This window comes from Phaeodactylibacter xiamenensis (assembly GCF_000759025.1).
Classification (GTDB): Bacteria; Bacteroidota; Bacteroidia; order Chitinophagales; family Saprospiraceae; genus Phaeodactylibacter; species Phaeodactylibacter xiamenensis.
Map to the genome: position 1 here is coordinate 47836 of NZ_JPOS01000029.1, position 21883 is coordinate 69718.

Here is a 21883-nt window from a genome sequence, read left to right on the forward strand (position 1 = left end):
TTTCCTGAGGAATCGGACTGCCACGATTTTCGTTTTTTTGTCTTTATTCTATCTATAGAACGATGCCAGATAGTGTTTTTGTTTGCACCCGCCCCGAGTTTAAGCATACTAATCCTGTATAATTTGAAACGATTCTAAATAACTTTTGTGATTTAAGTCAACCAAACAATACTTGGTGGTCTTTGTCAATATCCATAGATTTTGTTACTACTTTTACGAGACTAACTAAAACGCTAAACAAGCCTCTTAGCAGGCTGCACACAACTGAAAAAGCAAAAAACATGAGCTGGTTTTCAAATTTTTTGACATCTTCAATTGGCAGGAAGGTAGTGATGAGTCTGACCGGATTGTTTCTCATCGTTTTCCTGGTCGTTCACCTTGTTGGTAACCTGCAGCTATTGGCAGGGGACGGGGGCAAGGCGTTCAACCTTTACGCCGAGTTTATGACGACCAATCCGCTAATCAAGACAACTTCCTATTTGCTGTACGCGGGTATTTTGCTCCACGCCATTCAGGGCTGGGCACTTTGGCGCAAAAACCGGAAAGCCCGGGGCGCTGAGCGTTATGCCGTGAAGGTAAACAAGGTGGCAGGCACCAACAGCTTTGCGGCAAGCAACATGGGCTGGCTGGGTACGATTATTTTTGTATTCATTGCCGTGCACATGTATCAGTTCTGGCTGCAAATGAAGCTCGGTGCAACACCAATGGCTACCTACGATGGTAAGGAAGTGAAGGACTTGTACGCGCTGGTATCCACGGCTTACGAAAATATCGGCTTTGTCATTTTTTACGTCGTATCTATGGTCGTGATCGGGTACCACCTGGTCCACGGTTTCCAGTCGGCTTTTCAGACGCTGGGCATCAACCATCGCAAGTACACCCCGTTTATTCAGGGGCTTGGCAAAGCTTACGCTATACTCATCCCACTTGGTTTCGCGGTCATTCCTATCGTGATGTACCTCAGGGGTTAATTTATCTGACAACTGCAAAACTTGATTGATATGCCTTTTCAAAGTAATACTCCTCCGGGGCCATTAGCGGAGAAATGGACGCGTTACCGCGGTACCATGAATCTGGTGGCACCCAACAACAAACGCCGCATCGAAGTCATCGTTGTCGGTACAGGTCTTGCGGGCGCTGCTGCGGCAGCTACACTGGGCGAGCTGGGCTACAAGGTGAAAGCGTTCACGTTCCACGACAGCCCCCGCCGGGCGCACAGTATCGCCGCTCAGGGTGGTATTAATGCCGCCAAAAACTACCAAAATGACGGTGATAGCGTCTATCGCCTGTTTTACGATACCATCAAGGGGGGCGACTACCGTTCCCGGGAAGCAAATGTGCACCGCCTGGCAGAGGTGAGCCGCAATATCATCGATCAGGCGGTGGCGCAGGGCGTGCCTTTCGCCCGCGAATACGGCGGACTCCTGGCCAACCGCTCTTTCGGCGGGGTGCAGGTAAGCCGGACGTTCTACGCACGGGGACAGACCGGACAGCAGCTGTTGCTCGGTGCCTATCAGTCCCTGTCGCGGCAGATTTCCAAAGGCAGCGTGAAAATGTACAACCGCCATGAAATGCTGGACGTTGTCATTCAGGATGGCAAGGCGCGGGGTATCATTGCCCGTAACCTGCTTACCGGTGAACTGGAGCGCCACGCAGCCCACTGTGTGGTGTTGGCCTCCGGTGGCTATGGCAACGTTTTCTACCTGTCTACCAACGCCATGAATTCCAACGGTACCGCCGCATGGCGTGCGGTGCGCCGCGGAGCCTACATGGCAAACCCTTGCTTTACGCAAATCCACCCGACCTGTATCCCGCAGTCTGGGGAGTATCAGTCCAAGCTGACGCTCATGTCGGAGTCGCTGCGTAATGACGGCCGGGTTTGGGTACCGAAAAAGCAGGAGGACGCACAAGCCATCCGCGAGGGTCGAAAAACCGGAAACGATATTCCGGAGGCAGACCGCGATTACTACCTGGAGCGCCGCTACCCGGCATTCGGTAACCTCGTACCACGTGACGTAGCTTCCCGCGCGGCCAAAGTAGCCTGTGACGAAGGGCTTGGCGTGGCACCAACCGGACTGGCGGTATTCCTCGATTTCGAATCGGCGATCATGCGCTACGGTCAGGCAGAAGCCAATACCAAAGGCATCAGTAATCCAAGCGAAGCTAAAATCAAAGAGCTGGGCGAAAAGGTGGTTGAGGAAAAGTACGGTAACCTCTTCGAGATGTACGAAAAGATTACCGGCGAGAATCCTTATCAAACGCCTATGAAAATCTATCCGGCAGTACACTACACCATGGGCGGTCTTTGGGTAGACTACAATCTGGAGACGAATATCCCGGGCCTCTTCGCTACCGGAGAAGCCAACTTCTCCGACCACGGTGCCAATCGCCTGGGTGCCTCCGCGCTCATGCAGGGACTGGCAGACGGTTACTTCGTACTGCCTTACACCATTGGCCAATTCCTCAGCCAGGAAATCCGTACGCCGATGATCGATCCGAACAGCCCGGAATTCGAGCAGACGGAGAAAGACGTGGAAAACCGCCTCAATCAGCTGATGAACATCAAGGGCAATCAGTCTGTAGAGAGCTTCCACCGCCGCCTGGGTAAAATCATGTGGGAATACTGCGGCATGTCGCGCAATGCAGATGGCCTCAAGAAAGCCCGCAAGATGATTCAGGAGCTGCGCGAAGAGTTTTACAAAGACGTCTTCATCCCCGGTGACGCGAAGGACTACAACCCTGAGCTGGAGAAAGCTCACCGCGTGGCGGACTTCTTTGAACTGGGCGAGTTGATGGTCGTAGATGCCCTTGACCGTCAGGAGTCCTGCGGCGGTCACTTCCGTGAGGAATACCAAACAGAAGAAGGCGAGGCACTGCGTGATGATGAGAACTACGCCTATGTGTCTGCCTGGGAGTATACCGGTTGGGACGAAGACCCGAAACTCCACAAGGAAGAGCTGGTATTTGAAAATGTAGAGTTGAAGACCCGGAGCTATAAATAAGCTTCCTGACACCCAATTGCTTCAACTACAAAATCAAAGAACATGAAACTCACATTAAAAATATGGCGCCAGAAAAGCGCCAACGCTAAGGGGAAGTTTGAAACCTACACGGTAGAGGCGACCCCCCACATGTCATTCCTGGAAATGCTGGACGTCCTTAACGAGGACCTGATCTCCAAAAAAGAGGAGCCCGTTGCCTTTGAGCACGATTGCCGGGAGGGCATCTGTGGTACCTGCAGCATGGTGATCAACGGAGAGCCGCACGGTCCTATGCAAGGTACGACTACCTGTCAGCTGCACATGCGCCACTTTAAGGACGGAGAAACCATTGTGATCGAGCCGTTCCGCGCCAGTGCATTCCCGGTCATCAAGGACCTCGTGGTTACCCGCGATTCCTTTGACCGCATCATTCAGGCAGGTGGGTACATTTCCATCAACACCGGTCAGGCACAGGACGGCAATGCCATTCCAATTGAGAAGGAAACGGCTGCCAGTGCCTTTGATGCTGCAGCGTGTATTGGCTGCGGTGCCTGTGTGGCCGCTTGCCCAAATGCTTCGGCTATGTTGTTCGTCAGTGCCAAAGTCGCGCACCTGGGCCGTTTGCCACAGGGTGAAGTAGAGGCCAAGCGCCGCGCTCAGGCGATGGTCAAGCAGATGGACGACGAAGGCTTTGGCATGTGCTCCAACATCACCGCATGTGAAGCAGAGTGCCCCAAAGGCATCTCCGTAGAGAATATCGCTAAGCTGAACCGCGAGTACCTGTCCTCCGCACTGGGGTCAGAGACCACGGTCTAGCAAGCCGACGAAAATTTAAGTGAATTCGCAGAAAAGCCGCTGTCTGTTTTGGGCAGCGGCTTTTGTTTTTGGTGTGTTACTTGGATTTAATCTTTACCCTTAGCAGCCCTACCGCTGAATCATAAGCGGAATAACGTTTTGCTCCCCTTCCGCCCGGAGGCTCAGCTGATACCAGCCTTCCGGCAAGTGGTCCAGTTGGAAGGTGGCATTGCCGCCGAAGAGCTCCAGGGTACGTTGCCAAACCGGCTGCCCAAGGGCATTAAACAGTATGGCCTCTGCCGTATTGGCTTCCGTCCAGCCGGTTTGAAGATGGATAGCCTCCCCTGACGAAGGATTGGGGAAAAGGGAAATGCCCTTCGCAGGAAGCAGTGTGCTGGAACTGTTGACAATACCTGGGTCACAGGGCTCACCTGGATTATCAATGGGCCCAAGGCGGTAGTTGGGGTAAATAGAGTTTGAATGTTGCCGCATGCCAAAAGGCAGCTGGATGGCATTTTGCTCGAAGTTGCAGTCTGTTCCTCCTTCGTCCGGATTATGGATGACGTGGATCGTAGTACAACTTGCACAGAAGACATAAATCCGGCAGTCCGGCCCTAATTGCATGTTTGAAAAGTGAGTAGGTACGGGGTAGGCGTACCCATCGTAAGTATCAATGAGAATGCGGCTGGCCTCAATATCAGGTGCCCAAAGGTCGTATTGGTACAGCTCAAACTTGTAGCTTGCGTAGAGGTACTGACCGCTCGGGGAAAAAGCAGTACCGGCCTGGAACCCGTCATCCTCAGGCATTGGAAAAAACCTGGAGTTGCTGAACAGCCCGGTAGCACGATTAAAGTCAAAAAGGCGGACTCCTTCATTTTCGTTATTGACGCAGTAGGCAAACTGAGACCAGCGATTCTCGGTTTGAAATAAAATTTGGTTAAAAAGTCAAAGAATATTAAGCTGCATCCAAAAAGTTGGATGTTTGATTACTTGACAAAACAATTGGGCCAATTTTTTGGCCAGATTAAAGACCACAGGCGTTCAAATGCGAGCTATATGCTGGCCGACGTTTTAAAAGGTGCATTTGCCATGTTTTCGCTCAAATCGCCTTCGTTGCTGATGTTTCGGCAGAATTTCCAGTGTGAAGTTCGTAAGCATAACCTGCGCACGGTCTATGGTGTTGAGCAAATACCAGAAGACACGGCTCTTCGCGAAACTATTGACGGGGTTAATCCGACGCAATTGCATCCGGCCTTCCCTGTACTCATTGATGAGTTACGCAGCGAGGGCCTTTGGGAATCTCGTCAGGTTCTTGATGGTTATACCTCTATTAGCATCGACGGCACCGGCTATTTTTGCTCTGGTAAAAAGTCCTGTCCTCATTGTTTGGTTAAAACCCTACGCAACGGAGAAAAACGTTATTATCACCAGATGTTGGGTGCCGTACAAATGCATCCAGATGTAAAGACCGTTTTTCCTGTAGGCGGCGAAGCCATTGTCCGTCAAGATGGAGCCACTAAAAATGATTGCGAGCAAAATGCAGCAAAACGCCTTATTCCAAGAATATGCAAAGAGCTAAAGCAAGATAAATTGCTCTTTGTGCTGGATGGGCTTTATGCTACTGGCCCCATGGTTAAACTGATCAAAGAACATCAGGCCAGCTTTGTTATTGCCATCAAAGAGGGCTATGTCTTGGCCCAGGCTCAGCGCCTGGCTGAGCAAAATAAGCTGGAGCAACATTCCTGGTCAAACGGAAAAACGAAGAGCACCGTTCGATTTGTCAATGGCTTGATTCTCAATGGCCAGCATCAGGAACAATTGGTCAACTATGTGGAATACCAGCAAGTAGACATCAAAACGGGTAAAACCGTTTATGCCAATAGCTGGATTACAGATATTCCAATTACTAAAGCCAATGTCAAAGAGGTCGTAGCCGTAGGTCGTTCGCGGTGGAAAATTGAAAATGAAACTTTCAACACCTTGAAAAATCAAGGGTACCATCTGGAACATAACTATGGGCATGGTAAAAAATATCTGGCTACCAATTTTGCCCTACTCATGCTACTGGCGTTTTTGGTCGACCAAATTAGTCAGGCTTTGGATTTTGTTTTTCGAAAAGCCTGGCAAAAAAGTGGTTCCAAAAAGAACCTGTGGCAAAAAGTCCGACAAGTCTTTGATCTTATGCCTGCTTTGTCAATGAACGCTATTTATAAATTTATCGCAAAAGGACCTTCTTTAGATTTCCCTTTGCTAGAATAATATTCTAAACCGAGAATCGCTGAACTGCGATAAGTCATGCGAGTAGCTCAAATCATGTTGGTTTCATTATTGTTTATAGGGTGTTATAAACCTGAAAGTAAAATCACAGGTAAATGGTATGCGCCAAATTTTGGAGTAATAACAGCATCAGATAATTTTATTGAATTTTTTGGCTCTTCGCCATATTTAGTGGATTTTCAAATCAAGTCCTCCGAGTTTGAAATAGATCATAAGGATGAAATTGTGTGGGTTCCGATAGCCTCTGGCAATTCTCTTTATTTCCTGAATCTTTAGGTTTACCCCCTCAGCGAAAGCATTATTAGCCAATCTTTTGAAGTAGGTCTTTATACCGTACCAATGGTCATGGAGCATATTGACAAACTCCTGGATGGGCTTGATCCCGCTGTCCCAAGCCATCTTTATCCACTCATTGAGCGGCTTGAGGCGCTTGGTGAACTGAGCCGCATCGAAAACTTCCCGGAATAGCTCTTTAAGACGGTAGGCCTGGCCCAGGTTAGGGAATGCTTCTTTTAACAAGTCCAGGCGCTGTTGCTGCTTTTGAGATAACTTGCTGGCATTGCGCAGCCATAAATACCGGCTGTGCTTGAGCGCCTCCTTGAACTGCTTTTGTTCTGCCCTTCGAATAGTATCAATGGCTTCATTAAGCTTTTTGACTAAATGAAAGCGGTCAAAAACCATCTCGGCTTGTGGCATGTAGGATTCGCAGGCTGCGATGTAGGAGCGTGACATATCTAGAGTCACCGACCGTACTGTGGTTCTGTCTGCGCCACGAGCTTCCATATCGATAAGTGCTTCGCCTACAGCTTTTTGGTCTTTGCCCAGAGATACGCCTACTACCTTTTTAGCTTGCCGGTCACATAGGATGGTCAGGTAGTTGTGCCCTTTCTTTCGTGAGGTCTCATCGACAGATAGGTCCTTGACCGCTCTTAGCTCCTGAGTAGCCAAAGCGTTGCTTACATGGCGGCCCACTATACGGCTAGCTATACGGGAATCAAAGCTGTAGTGGCGGCCAACTGCAGAGGCGCTCATGCCTTTATCCATAAGCTTTAGAACGTCAAGCTCAAACAAAAGGGTAAAGGAGCTGCCCGGCTCAGCCCAGGGCACAGCTACCAGGCGTACCTCTCCTGACTCCGTCTTCACCCGCGGCACACGTGCGTGCAGATAGCAGTCATGTTGGAAAAAACGCAGATGCCGCCAACTCCGCAATTGATGATCGTGCACAGGGCACAGCTCGCCCTCGTACTCAAATTTGACCCGCTTATGGTGGTCTACTTCAATATGGAGCTCCTTTTCTCCTTGTGCTGCATCTCGAAAGTCAATTTTCTTGATATACCACGGTGACTTTAGCGCTAGGGCTGCTGCAAATAGTTCGGTGTCTTTCATCTGCTAAAAATACAAAACCCACTATTAATGGCGAAGAGCCAATTTTTTCCCCTAAACACTCCTCCGGAAAAATGGATGTACGACGAAAAGACAAAGGCATACAAGTACGAGGGGACTTATTATCGACATTGTGATATCGATCAGTCCTCAAATTTATTGATAAGAGTGAAAGATGTGGATTCCCAAACCATACAATTACATGCTGAAGACAGCTGTTTGCTGGCAACTCCATTTACATCAGATTTAATTCTGCATAGAATTCCAAATGAGATAATACTTGATTTTAATTATTTATCTAATATCCAATTTGAAGATGGAAAGTTCAATGAAATTAGATTGTCTCCAAAAGATATCACCATAAGCGACACCAGCTGTGGCAGTTTTTCATTAGAAGAAAAGCTATGGATTATGTTTTCCAGCGGGGTAATTAATAACTCAAATGGAAATAGGTTTGAAACAATTGAGGTTAAACTGGTTGGTGACGGATTTATTATTAAGAAAAGGGTTAGCATCGCGGAGTTGCCATGTTATCTAAAAGGGCTCATCAACAATGTTAATCAATAGTTCTCTGGAGGTACTCTTACTCTAACCCCCACCAAGAGCTATTGACGCTTAATCCAAATTTATCTTTAGGATGTTAAGACTCATTTGCCTAATCGGACTAACGGTTTGCTTAAGTGCTTGTTATTCAGGGAGTGGAGGTGTCAATCCATTGATAGAGCAAATAATAGAAGATATTGTTATTGAGGGCAAAAGTAAGTTTAGGATAAGGAAAGACCTGGCTAAGCAGTCGTCTGCACGAATCGGTTTGGTAAATGTGTTGATACGTAAGGACTCTTCTATGCTTTCCGGTTTGCTAGGTTTATCCAACTATGACTTTTCTATATCTTCTTTTAATATTGAGGCGCTTAATGCACGATTTAAAGAGGTTGAGATTATTGAAGTCTCCGCAGATGACTTTGAGGAAAAAGGCTTTGATTACTACACGGCCTCCTTTATGATGCAAAATAGGCTGAATGCAATATTAGTATGCTCTGACCGCTATCGTATAGAAGATGCAGCAGACGATGGTACCTCATTCATTAATGCCTGCTTTTTTTGGAATAAAAACGTGCGGCTTATTCAGTATGAAGTCCTGAGTGAAAATGGGGGCTATCGATTAGGAGAGAGCAGGTTTTTGAATTGAGATACCTTTTTAGGGTTGGACAAATCTAGGGACAACTGCATTAAATTAGGCTTCAAGTCAGGTGGCGACATAAGAATCGCAACCTGACTAAGCGGTCTTAGCATAACATAATAGTGAACCCATCAGGGTGTAGCATGAAATCAGCTCAAAGCACAGTATTATGGATCATTGCCCTTCTGATCATAGTCGAGGCAGGTTGCCAATCTTCTCCTTTGCCTTCCTCGCACTGGGTATCCAGCGATTTGGCAACCCTAACCTTTTCAACCAATGAGGTGGTCATTACAGAAAACACAATTTCCAGGACTTTTCCCTACACTATTAAAGGCGGTCAGCTCCAAATTATGTATGGACAAGACACTGCGATTTTCCACTTCACCCAAACCAATGACTCCCTGTTTTTGGAGCTTTTAGCGGTCAACCCGTCCAAACACCGAAACCTGTTTGAGTACCTGGGAGGGCAACAGTTTGTAAGGTTATCCAGTTGGAACGGACAAACGAATTGGGATTCTGTTTTGGTGGAACGGCACTACTGGATTAATCAAAAGAAAGCATCACTGGCGGAAAAGATAGTGCTATATCCAAACGGACATGCACAAATACAGTCCGTGTTGAAGGAGCATTTGAAGCCAGGCACGACTATTCACACCTGCAAAGTTCGCGATGAAATAAAGGAACAACTTTCAACAGAACTGAGCCGAATCAACCCAACTACTTTCCATCTTTGGCAGGGGCCAGCCGAGGATGCATTACTGATGAATACGGTTACCCTCTACAGCTCCTCCGGGGTTGATACCTTTTCCGGCTTCGATGTGCCCTTAGCGTACCCACTGCTCCATGATTTGCTCAGCCGGATGCCGGAAATATTGTATTGTGAAAAGTAGACCCCCGTATTGAGGATCAACGCATCACCACCTTTTCCACCCATATCCCCATTTCCATCCGCGCCCGGAGAGTATAAAGCCCCGCCGGCAGCCCGCTCAAATCCAGCGTATGCTGCTCATGGAAGGGGCCCTGCGCGCGGCGAACAGCCTGTCCGGTGCTGTTCCAGACTTCCAGTTGTTCCACCTGCTGCCCGGGGAATTGTACGTGGAGCTGCCCGATGGTGGGGTTGGGGAAGAGGTGGAGGGGAGCGATTTGTTCATTATCGGTGGAGATCGGCTGTTCTTCTGTGAAAAAAGTCCGGGTATTGGCACCGAGAAGAATATACGTCCCGTCAAACATAATACCCCAAGGGTTTTTGATGCGGAATTCTACCTGGTCTCCGGGGAGGTCTTCTTCCGGGAGCAGACTTAGAAAAATCCTGATGATTTCACCGGAGAGAGGGACCGATTCGTCCGGGTGTGCTACTGCAATATCTATTGCGCCCTCTTCAATCCGTTCCCGGTAAAACAAGGTCCGGTCGGGCTCAATCCTGATGGGGAAGAAGTCTTCATCCAGATAGAGGGTTGAAATGTTTTTCACATAGCCCGTATCAAACTCCAGCGTGAAAGCCAGCGCGGCAAGCCCGGGAATCTCCCGCAAGTCAATGTTTATTTTGTTGGCTAGTTGATTGTTTTGATTAAATACATCACTCCAGGGCGGAGCGTTCCCAAATCCCTTGATGAGGAGGTCGGGACCGGAGGGGTAGTTAGCGGCAGGTGGTATATAATCTGATAGGGCCTTGCCTAGGTTGAGCCCACAAACCCGGGCGTCTTGCAGGTCAATAGTGCCATCACCATTAGCATCAGCGTGTTTGAGGTTTTGTCCCGAAACCTGTGTCCCCGACCATGGAGCCGCAAGCTGAGGCGCCCAGAAGAAGCCGCTACGCTCCGGACCTGTGGTGCCCTGCCAGGCAGCAATAGGGAGCAAGTCGTAATGGTTTGCAATACCGTCTTTATTGGTGTCTCCGGGCCAGACACAGTCTGTTTCGCAAATCTGTTGTTCACAGGCTGTTGCGAACCGGTCGGCATAACCTTCGTGTAATGCATCAAGCTGCCCGTACATCGCGTTGACATTTTCCATGTGGTTCAACCCAGGCTCCCTTACGTACAACCGGGCAGTATGCACCTCCTTTGCTTCTCCTGGTGCCAGGCTTCCGAGCCAGGTACTGCCTACACCTTTGAAGTTTGAATAATCATTGTAGATGGTTTCGGATCTCATAGACCATTCAGAAAGGTTGTTAGGGTTCCCGTAGAAAGCAAAACTGGTAACAGGTGCAGTGCCCCAATAGCCATCGCCGATAGCTGTGAGAGGTGTGCCATCCCGCCATCGGGCTGTCATATAGTTGAAGCAGTGTTGTGATTTTTTAGGTCTCGATTTTTCAGAATGCTTATTGAGGTTGTGATAAGTAAAGGATGTCATCGGATGGTTCAGAAATACTGTTGCTAAAACGGGTGGATTTTCCCCAAATCCAGGATGTTCATTTTGCCCACACTCAACAGGCTGGGTATTTTGCCAGTCGTAGGTAAAAAATGCATGATGGTCAGGAGAGGATCCAACATATTCAATTAAAGAACAGCCAATTTTAAAGGAATTGAAAATTGCCAGATGCATAGAATCCAGTGTCGTAGGACTACGATTAATGACCTTAAAGTCAACAAATATAGTCCGGTCTAGCGGATGCCCTCCGCAGCCAAGGGTCCAAACGGTGCGCTGTACCTCCATATTCATAGGTGGTGTATCTACAATACTGGATTGTCCCTGAGCATCGTTAAAGACCGTCCAGATGATTTGAGCAGGGATTGCATCTGTTGCCTCAACAGAGGGGTAGTCTCCCTCCATAGGCTCATACCATCCGTCTTCATCAAGATCAGCAAATGGAGCAAGCCCATTTTCATCTTCTGGCAGCTCAAAGCCAAACTGTTCCAAAAAATGAGGATTGCCCCGTGCGGGCCATTGTAAAATAGCATCAATGGGTTCGTCAATAATGCCATTATCTTCAAAGTCGGCAATGTGTGCCTGTATGTCCATGCCCCGGACACTCCATAGCCGGTCCCACTGCGCACAATAAGCAGAATCAAGTGGGCCTTCTCCTTGGGGAAGTGGCCCTGGGTGGTAGCCGTGCTGCCCGTTTTTTCTTCCAAAAGTTTGGGCTGCTACACGGAGTTGTCCATCGGGTGTTTTCCCTCCCAGCCAAAGAGCTTCAGACTCTAGTGGACTAGCCTGATTGAATAGTGCGGCATCGTAGAATTTAAATCCCCAAAATCCATCTCCGCCACTCTTAATCATAGCCTGCATCTCATTTCCAAACAGAAGGGCCTCGGCCTCAGGCGGGGCACACTGCGCCCGCAAAAAAGCAGGCAATAATAGCCCCAATAAAAACAAACTGTAAATTCTCATCATGCAAAGCTTACTTTATTGTATACTATCAAGGCTGTACCACCACCTTCTCTACCCGCATCCCTGTTGCCATCCGCGCCCGCAGGGTATAAAGCCCCGCCGGCAGCCCGCTCAAATCCAGCGTATGTTGCTCATGGAAGGGCCCCTGCGCGCGGCGTACAGCCTGTCCGGTGCTGTTCCAGACTTCCAGTTGTTCCACCTGCTGCCCGGGGAAGTTTACGTGCAATTGCCCGGTAGTGGGGTTGGGGAAAACCTGAAGCTGCTCTTGCGCTGGCACATCTTCTGTGTCCACAAAGACCCCGTTAAAGATCACGGGTACGGTCATGCCGCCAATGGGGATCAGGCTGCCATCTTCCCGCACTGCAACGATATCCCGAAAGCGCAGGTAGGAGGTATCTGAAGGGACTGGAATGTCGAAATATTCCCGGACTTGCATCGTGAAGAGTTCGTAGGTGCCGGTGCCCTCAATTAAGGTGCCTGGTGCCATTTTATACCGGGCGAAGCCAATAAGTCCTTCCTCATTGAGGGGCATCCTGGCGTATAGTTCTTCCGAACTGCCAGAAATAGTAGCAGGATGGATGGTCCCATCAAAGTATCGGGTATCAAATTCGATGGAAAAGGACAATCCTTTGAGCTCCGAAACGTCAGCCAGAGAAATACGCGTAAGTACGATACTACCCGCATTTACACCGTTAAAACCATTTGGGAAAGCCGGGCCAACCTGTAATTCCGGGCCTTCCACGTAAGTCGGGCTTTCCACATAGTCGGGCCGCCGCAGATTGTAGTTGAGGTGGGTGACTTCCACATCAGCGGTGTCAATACTGCCATTTCCATCGGTATCGGCATGTTTGACCAAATCGGTGGACCAGTCATCGGCTACTTTGGGGCCCCAGAACAAACCGCCATCGCGGGTAGGGCCCGTGGTTGTTGCGTTCAGCCCGATAGCGAGCAGGTCCTCCTGATTGGCAATACCATCGGCATTGGCATCCCCGGGCCAGACGCAGTCGTTGGTGCAAAGCGGCTGTTGCGGGCAGGCATCTTCAAAGCCATTGGCGTAAGCCTCGTGCAGGGCATCAAGTTCGCCGTACATAGCGGAGACGTTTTCGAGGAAGTCATTGCCGGGCACGCGGGTGTAGAGCCGGGCGGTGGCAACAGTTACCGATTCGTTTGGGCTTAAGCTGCCCAGTCGTACGCCACCTACGCCACGCCAGTCTCGACCCATAAGCTGTTCTGAATACAAAGACCATCCCTCCGGATCGTTCGGGTCATCAGGGAACATAAAAGTGGTTTCTTCTGTAGAACTCATATAACCATTGCCTCCCACAGTGATGGGTGTATCATCCAGCCATCTGCCATTCATATAATGGTAATAGCTTGTCGGCTGTCCGGGGTTGCTTGTACCAGGCGGACCATTACCGCCAGTGAAGAGTATATAGGATGACAGTGGGTGACTGAGGATAACCGAGGATTGCACGGGCGGATTTTCTCCAAAACTGTCTACGCCCTGCGGGCATGGGTTTTGGTCAATGGGATTGTCGTTGTACACAAAGAAAGCATTGTATTCGGGAGCGGAGCCGACATAATCATCGGTATAGCAACCCAGGTCAAAGTCAGTCCAAATGGCAAACCGTAAAGAGTCCAGCAATTCCACTCCGCGGTTGATGAGTTGGTACTGAACAAAAACCGTCCGGTCCAGGATGCTGCCTCCGCAACTGACGGCCCAGGAAGTCCGCTGTATCTCCATGTTTAGCGGATTTCCTAATGTCTGACCATGAACATCGCCAGCATCATTGAATACACTCCAAATCATTTGCTCAGGTGTCACCGCCACTTCTTCCAGGGCCGGATAGTCCCCCGCCATGGGGTCGTACAGCCCATCGCCATCGGTATCGGCAAAGGGGGCGAGACCGTGCTCGTCATTAGGCAGAGGGAAGCCAAACGCCTCCTCGAAGTAAGGGTTGCCCTTGCCTGGCCATTCCAGGATAGCGGGTTGGGGAGTGTCAACTGTACCGTTGTCGGCAAAGTCGGCAAGGTGAGCCTCAATTTCATACCTGCGCACACTCCAGGTGCGGTCCCAGTTGGCACAGGCATCGGCATCGATGGCGCCACCGCTAGGCAATGGGCCCGGAAAGTAATCGCTCTCTCCACTGGCTCTGCCATAGGTTTGAGCAGATACCTTCAGGTTGCCGGCGGGGTCAATACCGCCCAGCCACAGCCCTTCCGCAAAAATAGTACTGGGCATACCCGGAGTGCTTGTAATGCGAAATCTCGCATCGTTGCCATCCCAAAACAGGTCGCCACCCGTAGTGATCCGGGCCTGGATTTCATTCCCAAACAAGTCGCTCATATTTTCAGGCGGCCCGCACTGTGCATTCAGGAGGTGGTGCAAGCCTAAGGCGGTAAGAAGTAGAAGTATCCGGGTCTGCATACGCTGGTATTTTTGATGTGTATTCCAATATGGCCATTTTCCCTGGCGGCTGCCATCTGCAATGAGTGAGTGCTTCTCTGGAATGGCTGAATGAGTGCTTTCAGGGTGTAAGTTTACCTTGCCACCTGGTTGGATCAGCATTCAGCATCGGTACGAACTACGGGTTTTCCAACTGAAAGATACTGGTTTTTCGGACAAACAGGCAATGTGGAGTTGTGAAGTCATATTTTGACTTCGTGCGTACAGTCCCTGAATGTGTGAGCAACGCAATTTTCCTACCTTCGCGAAAAGTAACGTTTTCAAATGCTAGCCAAACGCATCATACCTTGCCTGGATATCAAGGACGGGCGCACCGTAAAGGGTGTCAATTTTGTCAACCTGCGCGATGCAGGTGACCCTGTGGAACTGGGCGCCCTCTACAGCGAACAGGGGGCCGACGAACTGGTCTTCCTGGATATCACCGCCACGCACGAAAAACGCAAAACCCTGGCGGCGCTGGCCCACGATATCGCCGAGCACCTGAGCATCCCCTTCACCATCGGCGGGGGCATCAAATCCGTTGAGGATGTGGACGTCCTCCTGGCCTCCGGGGCAGATAAGATTTCCATCAACTCGGCAGCAGTGCGTAACCCGCAGCTGATCGAAGACCTCGCGAAGCGCTTTGGGAGTCAGTTTGTGGTGGTAGCCGTGGATGCCAAGTCTATTGATGGCGACTGGTTTGTCCACCTCAACGGGGGACGGCTCGCTACCGAGGTGCGGCTGCTCGATTGGGTAAAGGAAGCCGAAGACCGGGGGGCGGGGGAAATCCTCTTCACCTCCATGAACCACGATGGCACTAAGAATGGCTTTGCCAATGGTATCACCGCCCGGGTATCCGAAACGGTTTCCATTCCGGTCATTGCTTCAGGCGGTGCCGGGAACATGGAGCACTTCTATGATGTTTTCACGGAAGGTAAGGCCGATGCCGGGCTGGCGGCTAGTATTTTCCACTTTCGTGAAATCGGCATCACCGACCTGAAGTCCTATCTTAGGGATAAGGGTGTGACGGTGCGGCTTTAAAACCCGAATAACCTGTTGCCTTCGAAGATAAAATGGGATTCGCAATGAAATACAGATGGGACCAGGGGCGGTTATTATACTTCCAATATAATGTCCTTAGGGATATAGCTTCGGTTTTTGATAGTTTGGAAGGTATAAGCCCCAATCAAGACGATAATCTTTTCAGAAGAGCTCTTGAAAATACTACGGGAATGCCATTTTCCCCAAGTTCGTATAAAGTTTGGCGTAATTATAAGAGAGTTTTTGAGTGCTCAATGCTTGGAACTACCATTGGTGGTAACCTTTTTGTTTCTAACGTAGCAAAATCAATTATTAACAGTGATTTTGATGTTGATTCATATTTGGCAGAAGTAATAAGGCGATTTAGGTATCCGTTTCCTGCGTTTACCGAAACGTATAAAATAGACCGTCCGGTTTATCCATTCTGCGCCTTTATTAAGTTTATGATCAGTCAGAGATTAAACTTGGATCAAAATGGATTCGAGCTTAAAGACTTTTTTCAATTTGTTATTGGGAATAATCTTAGAGGAACAGAGAACTTAAGTGAATATGCCAAATTAACAAGAACCAACCGAAGCCCAATAGGTGATGAAAAAAGACAGGTCCGCGAGATGCTAATGTTCTTGGGGCAAATGAGCATTTTTAAAATTATCAACCGCAAAATCTACTTAGATTTTACAGCGGAGGACTTGGGGCTAAACAATAATTTCATTGACCTTGCTAGTCCAATAGTAACAGAAATAAGTGAGAACAGGGAAATAGATTTTACAAACATAACAAGCACCGTCGCTGAAGATATTAATGTAGCTGTAAGTTCAAGAGAAAATATTCATGACAACAGATTTATAGAGGGTAAAAAACGGCGGGTAACTCATCTTAAAATTGAAAGAAGCCCTTTGTTGAGAAAAATGTATTTTAAAGACAATCCACATGCAACTTGTGATATGTGTAGTATTGACACGAAAAAAAGGTATCCTTGGACTAACAATTTGTTGGAATTGCATCATATATTACCACTTTCTGCTTCATTGAGTATTGAGCATCACGGAACTGCATTGGTAGATGTAGTTCCGTTGTGCCCAAATTGCCATAGAGCTGTACATAGCTACTACAGGTATTGGTTCAGAAGTAGGGATTTTGATGATTTTGTCTCAAAAAAGCAGGCTATTGAGGTGTATCAAGAAGCAAAAACAAGAGTAGTATGAGTGGTTTTAAAACATTCGAAGAACAATACAGCTTTTTACTGTCTGTAAAAGAAAAGGGCGGCAGGCTAGATATCGCTTTGCGTAATCGCGGCTTAACTTATGATGATTTGATTTACGAAGAAAAATCAAACGATGCTCTAATAACAGACAGAGAGAGTAATTTTGAGTGTATCGATGATTTACCAAATGAGAAACCTTCGATTCCCTGCATCAGTTTTTTCTCAGGCGCGGGTGGCTTTGATATTGGATTTAAAAAAGCAGGTTTTTTTACATTAGCTTGTATTGAATATGAAGAAGTATTCTGTAAAACCTTACGAACCAATTTTCCTGATACGCTAGTTATTGGTCCACCCGAATTTACTGGTGATGTAAAAAATAAAGAAGAAGTTCATGCAGCCCTTGAAGACTGCTTAAAACATGATAGGCCATTCGAAGGCGTATTCTTTGGTGGGCCACCATGCCAACCCTTTAGTATCGCAGCGAATCAGCGATTCAGTAAAAATGGAGATAATTTTAAAAGGACAGGCTTTCAAAATAAGCAGTTGGGTAATTTGCTTCAAACTTATGTTGACTACATAATTAAATTTAGGCCAAAAGTATTTGTCATCGAAAATGTCATAGGGCTTATTGATATGGATAAAGGAGTAGGCCTTAGTGTAGAAATAAAAAAACTGGAAGAAGCGGGTTATCAGGTTAGTCCTCCAAAAAAGGTCAACATGGCAAATTACGGGATTCCGCAAAATAGGAATAGGGTCTTTGTAATCGGTTGCAGAGATGTGAAAAAAAGATTTGCTTTTATGGATGAATCAAGTAAACTGGTGCCTTTATATCATGCATTGAACAGACCTATAAATGGATGCAGCAATCATGAAACAAGGCTTCATAAGATAGATAGTATTCTTAGATACTGTAAACTTGGTATCGGAAGAAGAGATCAACTAGGCCGAGTAGATCGCTTAGACCCTGGAAAGCCCTCAAAAACAATTATAGCCGGGGGTAAAAAGGGAGGTGGTCGATCTCATTTACATCCATTTATTCCAAGGACTCTTTCAGTTAGGGAGTCGGCTCGGCTTCAAACGTTTCCTGATGACTACACATTTGTTGGCTCTACCGCACGACAGTTTACTCAGGTAGGTAACGCTGTTCCACCTCTTTTTGCTTATAAATTGGCTAAAGAAATAAGGGATCAAATATATATGGGAAAAGAAAAAAAGGTGATCTACGAAGCAAGTCACCAATTAAAGCTCGCAATGGATCAATAGCTTCGTCATGGACAATCAAAAATCATCAAAGATGGCTATAGACCCAAAAACCATAGATTTTCAAAAAGGCGATGGCCTTGTGCCCGCTATTGTACAGGATGCCACCACTGGGCGGGTGCTCATGCAGGGGTATATGAATGAGGAGGCGCTGCAGAAAACCCTCGATACGAAGCAGGTCACCTTTTTCAGCCGCAGCAAAAACCGCTTGTGGACTAAAGGCGAGACTTCCGGCAATACACTTTCGCTGGTAGATATCAAGGCTGATTGTGATCAGGATTCCCTGTTGGTCTATGCCCATCCGGCGGGTCCGGTTTGCCACAAAGGCACTGACACCTGCTGGGCGGAAGACAACTACCCGGCAGGCTTTCTCGGCCATCTGGAGTCGGTCATCCAAAGCCGGAAAAATGCCGATCCGGATACTTCCTACACCGCCCGCCTCTTTGCCCGCGGCATGAATAAGGTCGCCCAAAAGGTAGGAGAGGAAGCCGTGGAGCTGGTCATCGAAGCCAAAGACGATAACGAAGCGCTCTTCCTCAATGAAGCGGCTGACCTGATGTACCACTACCTGGTCTTACTGGTCGCCAAGGGTTACGAGCTGAAGGATGTGCTGAAAGTTTTAGAAGAGCGCCACCGGTAAGATCAGGCAGTCTTCGGGAGGCTAAATTCCGGAAACATACGCGCAATACTATCTTCTGTAGCTTCGCAAATTCCCCGCTCGGTAATCAGCCCCGAGACCAGCCGTGCCGGCGTGACATCAAAGGCGTAGTTGGCTGCCGGGCTGTCGACCGGTGTGAGCAGGACTTTGAAGACTTTCCCATTGCGCATCCCCTGAATGTAGCGCACTTCATCCGCTGAGCGCTCCTCAATCGGGATTTCCAGTACGCCATCAACCACTTCAAAGTCGAAGGTGGAAGAGGGGAGTGCGACGTAAAAGGGGACGCCATTGTCTTTGGCTGCCAAAGCCTTGAGGTAGGTGCCGATTTTATTCGCCACATCGCCCTGCCGGGTGGTGCGGTCGCTGCCTACGATGGCGAGGTCGACCTGCCCGTGCTGCATGAGGTGCCCACCGGTGTTGTCGGCAATTACCGTATGCGGCACACCGTGCTGCAGCAGTTCAAAGGCAGTGATGCGTGCGCCCTGATTGCGGGGGCGGGTTTCATCTACCCAAACATGCACCGGGATGCCGGCATCGTGGGCGGCATAGATTGGCGCTGTAGCCGTGCCGTGGTCAATACAGGCGATCCAACCGGCATTGCAGTGGGTGAGGATGTTAACAGGCGCTCCGTTTTTCCGCTTGCTGATGGCTTCGATAAGGGGTAGGCCGTGTTGCCCGATGAGGCGGCAGTGCTCCACGCTTTCCTCGGTGATATCCCGGGCGGCCTGCAGGGCGGCGGCTGTCTTGCCTTCCAAATCAGCCTGCGTATCTATTTTTTGCAGGCTGTAGCGAATAGCGTAGGCGAGGTTGACCGCAGTAGGGCGGGTCTGCAGCAGGGTATCAGCTGCCTTTCGGATGTATTTAGGCAGGCGGCGCTTATCTGCCGGGGCTTCAAGCATAGCGCTGTAGAGCCCGTAGGCAGCCGTGGCACCAATGAGGGGCGCTCCCCGCACGTGCATATCTTTGATGGCTTTCGCAAAATCGCTGAGCCGCCGCAGGTTTTCAATCATCAGCTGATGCGGCAGGTGACGCTGATCGATAATCTGAATAACGCCGGGCTCATCGGCTTTTTCCCAGATTGTACGGAAGGGCTGGCCATCAATTTTCATATCGGAGGAGGTTTTGCGAGCCCTGAAAATAGGGTGCATTAGGGAGAATTTTGACCTCTTAGGAAAAATTGATGTAGAATTAATACCGGCAGGCCCTTTTCGGAGTGGCTACATCGCACTTTGCCACATTAACCATGCAAGGATATAATGGGCGCTACCCGCTACGGCGTTTACGGAATAATTGGCGTAAGCCCTTTACAATTCGTCCCAGCCCTTTTACCAGGAAAAGGACGGCAAAGACGGCTGCGAGAATTAGAATAGGAAAGCCCAGCCATGAGTTGTAGACTGCCAGGACAAGTGCGCCCAGATAAAGGCCCGATAGCCCAATCAGCCCCGACCACAGGAGTTGCAGGAAACCGCTCAGTGTAGTGTTTAGAGCGAGGGTTTTGGGCCAGGCTTCCCGCCGGATATCTTTGCGGCTTTTTACTGTTCCATCGGCATAACGGATCCGGTGTATCTTGCTAACAGGAATGCGGCTTTTTCTTCCATCCTTGCAGTATTGAATGACGTAGGCTTTTTCCTCCAGTTTGATGACTTTCGCATAGAGCTCAAAGCCTGCTCTCATTTCTAAAGTATCACAACGGGCAGTGTCAGGGTAAATGGGCAGTGCGCTTGCCTGAACCTGGCAGGCAAGGCCAAGGGTGAGAATGAGGATAGCTAGAGTTTTCATTGGGGTTTTGCCGTCTAAAATAGGGCGTTTGGGGTCAGTCAGGCAAATTTATACAGGCTGTATCTTGCAACATGCCCTTAATTCGACTTCCAAAAATAAGGCGTAAACAGCACCAAAATCGTAAACAGCTCCAGGCGGCCAAGCAGCATCAGAATAGAAAGCACAAACTTAATCGGCGGGCTCAGCCAGGCGAAGTTGTCGACCGGGCCAACGCCACCAATGCCGGGGCCAACGTTGCCCAGGGCCGTGGCGGTAGCGCCTACCGCAGTGGTGAATTCCAGGCCCAGAGCGGCTACAACGATAGACCCTATGACGAATAAGATCATGTACAGTAGCAGGAAGATAATGATGTGGGTTAGAATCCTCCCGGTCACGACCTGACCGTTCAGCTTCAACGGGATAACCGCACGGGGGTGCAGAATGCGCTTGAACTCCAGGAAGGAGTTTTTGAAAAACACCAGATGCCGTATCAGCTTGATGCCCCCACTCGTGGAGCCCGCACAGGCGCCCAGGAAAAGCAGAACAAAAAACAGCATTGTCAGGGCATTTCCCCAGGAGGTATAGTCAGCCGAGACAAAGCCCGTTGTGGTGATAATAGAAACGATCTGAAAGAGGCTGTCCCGGAACGCTTTCTCCCATGACAGGTCGGTGTTGTTGTGCACGGCCAGGGTGACAATGACGGCCAGTAAGCCTACAATAGTCAGGTAGGCCCGGAACTCATCGCTCTGCCATACATTCTTGAACTTCCCTTTCAGCCCGAAATAGATGACCGTATAGTTGGTACCTGCCAGGAACATGAAGAAAATGATAGGGTATTGCACCTGCGGCAGGTCGTAATAAGCCATGCTGGCATTCTTGGTAGAGAAGCCGCCGGTCGCCATCGTAGTGAGGGCATGGTTGATGGCTTCATAGAAATCGAGGCCAGCAATCAGTAGTACAATGCACAAGAGCCCGGTCAGACCCACATAAATCTGCCACAGCCGCTTGGCCGTTTCCCGTATGCGGGGGTGAAGTTTGTCGGAGGTTGGGCCGGGCGCTTCCGCTACAAATAGCTCAATGCCACCGATGCCAAGCAGTGGGAAGATAGCCACTGTAAGCACGATGATCCCCATGCCCCCAATCCATTGCGTTAAGCTGCGCCAGAATAAAATACCCTTAGGTACTGACTCAATATCAGTGAGGACAGACGCACCGGTGGTGGTCATCCCTGAGACCGTTTCAAAGAACGCTCCGATTACGTCAGGGATCACCCCGCTGAGCAGGTAGGGCAGCATCCCAAAGGTGACCATGGCCAGCCAGCCCAGGGCAACGATCAGATAGCCCTCTCTTTTTTTGATATTAGTCGTGCCGGGTATAGGGATAAGCCAAAGAGCCCCTCCTGTAATAATACTAATCAGACCGCTGTTGAGCAGTGCCCAGAAGTCCCCGCTTTCGTAGTAGAGCGAAAAGGGAATACCGAACAGCATCATGCCCCCGATGAGCATAAGAAGTACGGCAATAACGCGGGCGATAGGTCTGAAATTAATCATGAGCAGCGGCTGTTGGTGCTGAG

General features: G+C 49.1%; 18 protein-coding genes. 11 read left to right on the top strand and 7 right to left on the bottom strand.

The features are described from left to right. The first annotated feature begins 281 nt into the window (after positions 1–281). The 3 genes from IX84_RS11405 to IX84_RS11415 are packed head-to-tail and all read left to right on the top strand — an operon-like array spanning position 282 to position 3797. Entirely contained in the window at positions 282–971 is a 690-nt protein-coding gene (locus tag IX84_RS11405) for a succinate dehydrogenase cytochrome b subunit (protein WP_044145673.1), read from the top strand. A 30-nt stretch (positions 972–1001) separates the two neighbouring features. Further along, a complete protein-coding gene (locus IX84_RS11410; RefSeq protein WP_044220376.1) occupies positions 1002–3002 on the top strand; it encodes a fumarate reductase/succinate dehydrogenase flavoprotein subunit in 2001 nt (666 codons plus the stop codon). Positions 3003–3044: 42 nt separating this feature from the next. Next, positions 3045–3797 carry a succinate dehydrogenase/fumarate reductase iron-sulfur subunit gene (locus tag IX84_RS11415; RefSeq protein WP_044220378.1) on the top strand — a complete coding sequence of 251 codons (753 nt, stop codon included), beginning with the start codon at positions 3045–3047 and terminating at the stop codon, positions 3795–3797. 108 nt (positions 3798–3905) lie between these two features. Here the strand turns inward: IX84_RS11415 and IX84_RS11420 are convergent, their stop codons facing one another. Further along, on the bottom strand, positions 3906–4583 hold the full coding sequence (locus IX84_RS11420; protein WP_044220380.1) for a T9SS type A sorting domain-containing protein: 678 nt from the start codon (positions 4581–4583) through the stop codon (positions 3906–3908). A gap of 171 nt (positions 4584–4754) precedes the next feature. On the opposite strand from IX84_RS11420, the gene IX84_RS11425 reads away from it, so the two are divergent. Continuing rightward, complete coding sequence (locus IX84_RS11425) at positions 4755–6035, top strand: transposase (protein ID WP_052515752.1); 1281 nt, start codon at positions 4755–4757, stop codon at positions 6033–6035. 186 nt (positions 6036–6221) lie between these two features. Here the strand turns inward: IX84_RS11425 and IX84_RS11430 are convergent, their stop codons facing one another. Next, the gene (locus IX84_RS11430; RefSeq protein ID WP_044220381.1) at positions 6222–7439 is read right to left on the bottom strand and encodes an ISL3 family transposase; all 1218 of its coding nucleotides are present in this window, start codon (positions 7437–7439) and stop codon (positions 6222–6224) included. A 27-nt stretch (positions 7440–7466) separates the two neighbouring features. On the opposite strand from IX84_RS11430, the gene IX84_RS11435 reads away from it, so the two are divergent. The 3 genes from IX84_RS11435 (at position 7467) to IX84_RS11445 (ending at position 9506) form a co-directional block, all read left to right on the top strand. Continuing rightward, entirely contained in the window at positions 7467–8003 is a 537-nt protein-coding gene (locus IX84_RS11435; protein ID WP_044220382.1) for a hypothetical protein, read from the top strand. Positions 8004–8073: 70 nt separating this feature from the next. Further along, positions 8074–8625, top strand: a complete 552-nt coding sequence (locus IX84_RS32885; RefSeq protein WP_152605009.1) for a hypothetical protein — start codon at positions 8074–8076, stop codon at positions 8623–8625. A 134-nt stretch (positions 8626–8759) separates the two neighbouring features. Further along, positions 8760–9506: a hypothetical protein gene (locus IX84_RS11445; RefSeq protein ID WP_044220384.1), complete on the top strand. Its 747-nt coding sequence runs from the start codon at positions 8760–8762 to the stop codon at positions 9504–9506. A gap of 16 nt (positions 9507–9522) precedes the next feature. Here the strand turns inward: IX84_RS11445 and IX84_RS11450 are convergent, their stop codons facing one another. Together IX84_RS11450 and IX84_RS11455 are read right to left on the bottom strand one after the other, a co-directional pair. Next, positions 9523–11946: a T9SS type A sorting domain-containing protein gene (locus tag IX84_RS11450; protein ID WP_044220385.1), complete on the bottom strand. Its 2424-nt coding sequence runs from the start codon at positions 11944–11946 to the stop codon at positions 9523–9525. A 25-nt stretch (positions 11947–11971) separates the two neighbouring features. Further along, positions 11972–14371, bottom strand: coding sequence for a T9SS type A sorting domain-containing protein (locus IX84_RS11455; protein WP_160213739.1), 2400 nt, complete (start codon positions 14369–14371; stop codon positions 11972–11974). Positions 14372–14674: 303 nt separating this feature from the next. Here IX84_RS11455 and hisF point away from each other — a divergent pair, with 303 nt between their 5' ends. From hisF to hisIE, 4 genes are read left to right on the top strand one after another with little or no spacing between them, the layout of a single operon-like run. Further along, on the top strand, positions 14675–15430 hold the full coding sequence (gene hisF, locus IX84_RS11460; RefSeq protein WP_044220387.1) for an imidazole glycerol phosphate synthase subunit HisF: 756 nt from the start codon (positions 14675–14677) through the stop codon (positions 15428–15430). A gap of 44 nt (positions 15431–15474) precedes the next feature. Beyond that, positions 15475–16635 carry an HNH endonuclease gene (locus IX84_RS11465; protein ID WP_044220759.1) on the top strand — a complete coding sequence of 387 codons (1161 nt, stop codon included), beginning with the start codon at positions 15475–15477 and terminating at the stop codon, positions 16633–16635. After that, positions 16632–17897, top strand: a complete 1266-nt coding sequence (locus tag IX84_RS11470; protein WP_052515957.1) for a DNA cytosine methyltransferase — start codon at positions 16632–16634, stop codon at positions 17895–17897. Before IX84_RS11465 ends, IX84_RS11470 begins: the two co-directional genes overlap by 4 nt. A 31-nt stretch (positions 17898–17928) precedes the next feature. Then, the gene (gene hisIE / locus IX84_RS11475; protein ID WP_044220388.1) at positions 17929–18534 is read left to right on the top strand and encodes a bifunctional phosphoribosyl-AMP cyclohydrolase/phosphoribosyl-ATP diphosphatase HisIE; all 606 of its coding nucleotides are present in this window, start codon (positions 17929–17931) and stop codon (positions 18532–18534) included. Positions 18535–18536: 2 nt separating this feature from the next. On the opposite strand, the gene mtnA is transcribed toward hisIE, so the two are convergent. From mtnA to IX84_RS11490, 3 genes are all read right to left on the bottom strand, one after another. Continuing rightward, on the bottom strand, positions 18537–19661 hold the full coding sequence (mtnA, locus tag IX84_RS11480) for an S-methyl-5-thioribose-1-phosphate isomerase (RefSeq protein ID WP_044220765.1): 1125 nt from the start codon (positions 19659–19661) through the stop codon (positions 18537–18539). 154 nt (positions 19662–19815) lie between these two features. Beyond that, positions 19816–20331 (bottom strand): hypothetical protein, encoded by a 516-nt coding sequence (locus IX84_RS11485; protein WP_044220391.1) that lies wholly within the window; start codon positions 20329–20331, stop codon positions 19816–19818. 77 nt (positions 20332–20408) lie between these two features. After that, positions 20409–21860, bottom strand: coding sequence for a TrkH family potassium uptake protein (locus IX84_RS11490; protein ID WP_044220394.1), 1452 nt, complete (start codon positions 21858–21860; stop codon positions 20409–20411). Positions 21861–21883 lie beyond the last annotated feature (23 nt).

Bases quoted from the DNA above. Each gene is read 5' to 3' on its own strand.
- IX84_RS11420 (WP_044220380.1), bottom strand. From the start codon at position 4,583: ATGCCTGAGGATGACGGGTTCCAGGCCGGTACTGCTTTTTCCCCGAGC.
- hisIE (WP_044220388.1), top strand. From the start codon at position 17,929: ATGGCTATAGACCCAAAAACCATAGATTTTCAAAAAGGCGATGGCCTT.
- IX84_RS32885 (WP_152605009.1), top strand. From the start codon at position 8,074: ATGTTAAGACTCATTTGCCTAATCGGACTAACGGTTTGCTTAAGTGCT.
- IX84_RS11485 (WP_044220391.1), bottom strand. From the start codon at position 20,331: ATGAAAACTCTAGCTATCCTCATTCTCACCCTTGGCCTTGCCTGCCAG.
- IX84_RS11445 (WP_044220384.1), top strand. From the start codon at position 8,760: ATGAAATCAGCTCAAAGCACAGTATTATGGATCATTGCCCTTCTGATC.
- IX84_RS11405 (WP_044145673.1), top strand. From the start codon at position 282: ATGAGCTGGTTTTCAAATTTTTTGACATCTTCAATTGGCAGGAAGGTA.
- mtnA (WP_044220765.1), bottom strand. From the start codon at position 19,661: ATGAAAATTGATGGCCAGCCCTTCCGTACAATCTGGGAAAAAGCCGAT.
- IX84_RS11430 (WP_044220381.1), bottom strand. From the start codon at position 7,439: ATGAAAGACACCGAACTATTTGCAGCAGCCCTAGCGCTAAAGTCACCG.
- IX84_RS11455 (WP_160213739.1), bottom strand. From the start codon at position 14,371: ATGCAGACCCGGATACTTCTACTTCTTACCGCCTTAGGCTTGCACCAC.
- IX84_RS11490 (WP_044220394.1), bottom strand. From the start codon at position 21,860: ATGATTAATTTCAGACCTATCGCCCGCGTTATTGCCGTACTTCTTATG.
- hisF (WP_044220387.1), top strand. From the start codon at position 14,675: ATGCTAGCCAAACGCATCATACCTTGCCTGGATATCAAGGACGGGCGC.
- IX84_RS11425 (WP_052515752.1), top strand. From the start codon at position 4,755: ATGTTTGATTACTTGACAAAACAATTGGGCCAATTTTTTGGCCAGATT.
- IX84_RS11470 (WP_052515957.1), top strand. From the start codon at position 16,632: ATGAGTGGTTTTAAAACATTCGAAGAACAATACAGCTTTTTACTGTCT.
- IX84_RS11415 (WP_044220378.1), top strand. From the start codon at position 3,045: ATGAAACTCACATTAAAAATATGGCGCCAGAAAAGCGCCAACGCTAAG.
- IX84_RS11410 (WP_044220376.1), top strand. From the start codon at position 1,002: ATGCCTTTTCAAAGTAATACTCCTCCGGGGCCATTAGCGGAGAAATGG.
- IX84_RS11435 (WP_044220382.1), top strand. From the start codon at position 7,467: ATGGCGAAGAGCCAATTTTTTCCCCTAAACACTCCTCCGGAAAAATGG.
- IX84_RS11450 (WP_044220385.1), bottom strand. From the start codon at position 11,946: ATGATGAGAATTTACAGTTTGTTTTTATTGGGGCTATTATTGCCTGCT.
- IX84_RS11465 (WP_044220759.1), top strand. From the start codon at position 15,475: ATGAAATACAGATGGGACCAGGGGCGGTTATTATACTTCCAATATAAT.